The sequence below is a fragment of the Kineococcus vitellinus genome (assembly GCF_009906315.1).
Classification (GTDB): Bacteria; Actinomycetota; Actinomycetes; order Actinomycetales; family Kineococcaceae; genus Kineococcus; species Kineococcus vitellinus.
The window spans coordinates 1-2,989 of record NZ_JAAALL010000405.1; the positions used below are offsets into that span (position 1 = coordinate 1).

3 protein-coding genes are annotated in these 2,989 nt (G+C 76.3%); all 3 read left to right on the forward strand.

What is annotated here, in order from left to right:
• The coding region (locus GTQ99_RS21595) for a choline/ethanolamine kinase family protein (RefSeq protein WP_205707979.1) at positions 1-935 on the forward strand (935 nt) is incomplete at its 5' end.
• A 38-nt stretch (positions 936-973) separates the two neighbouring features.
• Positions 974-2,326, forward strand: a complete 1,353-nt coding sequence (locus tag GTQ99_RS21600; RefSeq protein WP_166617753.1) for an aminotransferase class III-fold pyridoxal phosphate-dependent enzyme — start codon at positions 974-976, stop codon at positions 2,324-2,326.
• Positions 2,323-2,989: HAD-IA family hydrolase (locus tag GTQ99_RS21605; protein WP_166617754.1), on the forward strand; the 667-nt coding region annotated here is incomplete at its 3' end. The genes GTQ99_RS21600 and GTQ99_RS21605, both read left to right, overlap by 4 nt.

Genomic DNA, 2,989 nt, shown 5'->3' on the forward strand with positions numbered 1-2,989 from the left:
CCCCCGACCTCGCCGCCCCCGCGGCCGGGCCGACGGCCGTGGAGCGCGCCGTGCGGGCCGTGCCCGGCTGGGCCGAGCGCCCGTTCGAGGCGGTCCCCGTCCTCGGCGGCCTGCAGAACAGCAACTGGCGGGTGCGCTTCCCCGACGAGCGGCAGCAGTACTTCGTCAAGCTGCCCGGTGCCGGCACGGACGCCTTCATCGACCGCGCCAACGCCTGCCGGGCCGGGCAGCTCGCGGCCGCCGCCGGGATCAGCCCCCGCCTGGTGGACTTCCAGCCGGGCACGGGCGTGGAGGTCGTGGAGTTCCTCGACGGCTACCGCGCCTGCACCAACGGCGACATGAAGTCCGCCGACGTCGCCCGCTCCGTGATCGGGCTGTTCCGCACCTTCCACGGCGTCGGGCCGCTGCCGGTGACGAAGACGGTCTTCGACATGGTCGACGAGCACCTGCGCCAGGTCGACGAGCTGGGGGTCCCCCTGCCCGCGACCGCGGGGGTCCTGCTGCGGGAGGCGCGGGCGGCCCGCGCGGCGCTGGAGGCCTCGGGCCTGGACCTCGTGCCCTGCCACAACGACCCGATGCCGGGCAACTTCCTGCTCTCCGCCGGCGGGCCGATGAAGCTCATCGACTTCGAGTTCTCCTCCAACAACGAGCGCGCCTACGACCTCGCGCTCGTCCTCGCGGAGTTCTTCTACGACGAACCGCGCGCGATGGAGTGCATCGAGGAGTTCTACGGCGCCGCCACCTGGGACGTCGTGGCCCGCGTGCGGGTGTGCGTGGCCCTGGCCGACCTCAAGTGGGGGTTGTGGGGCTGCGTGAACCAGCGGCTCAACGACAGCTGGGACTTCGACTACCACAAGTACGGCACCTGGAAGCTGGCCCGGGCGCGCGCGAGCATGGCCGATCCGCGCTGGCCGCAGTGGCTCGCCGCCCTCTGAGCACCGACCTCCCGACCTCCCGACCCGAAGGGCTCCCCGTGCCTCCCTCGACGATCCTCGACGGCAACAGCTTCTCCTCCGCCGACGCGGCGGCGCTCCCCGCCGAGGACCAGCGGCTGGTGCAGCGGCGCCGGCGCGTCCTCGGCCCCAGCTACCGCCTCTTCTACCGCCGCCCCGTGCACCTGGTGCGCGGCGCGGGCACCCGGGTGTGGGACGCCGAGGGGCGCGAGTACCTGGACGCCTACAACAACGTCGCGAGCATCGGGCACTGCCACCCGGCGGTGGTCGAGGCCGTGCACCGGCAGATGGGCGTGCTGAACACCCACTCGCGCTACCTGCAGCGCGGCGTCCTCGACTACGCCGACCAGCTGGTGGCCACCTTCCCGGCGGCCCTGGACACGGTCATGTTCACCAACAGCGGTTCGGAGGCCAACGACCTCGCGATCCGCGTGGCCCGGCACGCCACCGGCGGCACCGGCGTCGTCGTCACCGCCGAGGCGTACCACGGGACGACCGCGCTGCTGGCGGAGGTGTCCCCCGCGATGGGCGGCGACCAGCCGCTGGGCCCGTCCACGGCCGTCGTCGCGGCCCCCGACGCCTACCGCCTCGGCGGCGGCCCGGCGCTCGGCGCGTGGTTCGCCGCCCGCATCACCGAGGCCTTCGACGGGCTGCGCGAGCGCGGCGTGCGCCCCGCCGCCTTCCTCGTCGACAGCATCATGGCCTCCGACGGCGTGCTGTCCGACCCGGCGGTCCTGGGGCCGGCGCTCGAGGCCGTCCACCGGGCCGGCGCCCTGTTCATCGCCGACGAGGTGCAGCCCGGGTTCGCCCGCACCGGCTCGGCGTTCTGGGGGTTCGCCCGCCACGGCGTCGTGCCCGACCTCGTCACCCTCGGCAAGCCCATGGGCAACGGGATCCCCGTGGGCGCCGTGGTCGGCAAGCGGGAGGTCGTCGGCCGCTTCGGCGCCGAGGTGCCCTACTTCAACACCTTCGGCGGCAGCAGCGTGCCGGTGGCCGCGGCGCGGGCCGTGCTCGACGTCGTGCAGGGCGAGGGGCTGGCCGAGCGCTCCGAGCAGCTCGGCGCCCGGCTGCGCGCGGACGTGCGCGCGCTCGCGCAGCGGCACCCCGCGATCGGCGACGTCCGCGGTGCGGGGTTGTTCCTCGGCGTCGAGCTCGTCGGCGACCCCGTCACCCGCACCCCCGACGGCGCGCTCGCGCTCGACGTCGTCAACGGCCTGCGCGAGAGCGGTGTCCTCGTCTCGGTCGCCGGCCCGCACAACGACGTCCTCAAGGTGCGGCCGCCCCTGGTCTCCACCGAGGCCGACGTCGCGCTCCTGGTGGAACGCCTCGACGAGGTGCTGACGCGCTGCACCGCCGCCGCGGTCGCCCGGTGAGCGGGCCGCCCGCCACCCCACGCACCGCCCCACCCACCGACCTGCCCGCCGCCGTCCTGTGGGACATGGACGGCACGCTCGTGGACACCGAGCCCTGGTTCACCGAGGCCGTGGCCGACCTCGTCGCCGCCGGCGGCGGCGCGCTGAGCGCCCGGGACCGCGACGACCTCGTCGGCGCGGACCTGTGGGCCACCGCGGCCGTCGCGATCCGCGCCGGCGCCCGCGCGGGTGCCGCCGAGGTCGTCGAGGAGGTCGTCGCCGCCGTGCGCCACCGGCTGCGCGGCGGGGTGCCGTGGCGGCCGGGCGCGCGCGAGCTGCTGCACGCGGTGCGCGCGGCCGGCATCCCGACGGCCCTGGTGACGATGTCCTTCCGCGGCATCGCCGAGGAGGTCGTGCGCAGCGCCGGCCCCGGCGCGTTCGACGTCGTCGTGACCGGGGACGAGGTGGTGCGCGGCAAGCCCGACCCGGAGGCGTACCTGCGGGCCGCCGACCTGCTGGGCGTGGACGTGCGGCGGTGCGTCGTCGTCGAGGACTCCCCGCCCGGGGTGGCCGCGGGGACCGCCGCGGGCGCCGCGGTCGTCGCCGTCCCCGGCGGCGCCGCCCTGCCGCCGGACGCCGGCCGCACCACCTGGGACGGCCTGGCGGGGCGGCGCCGCCGGGGAC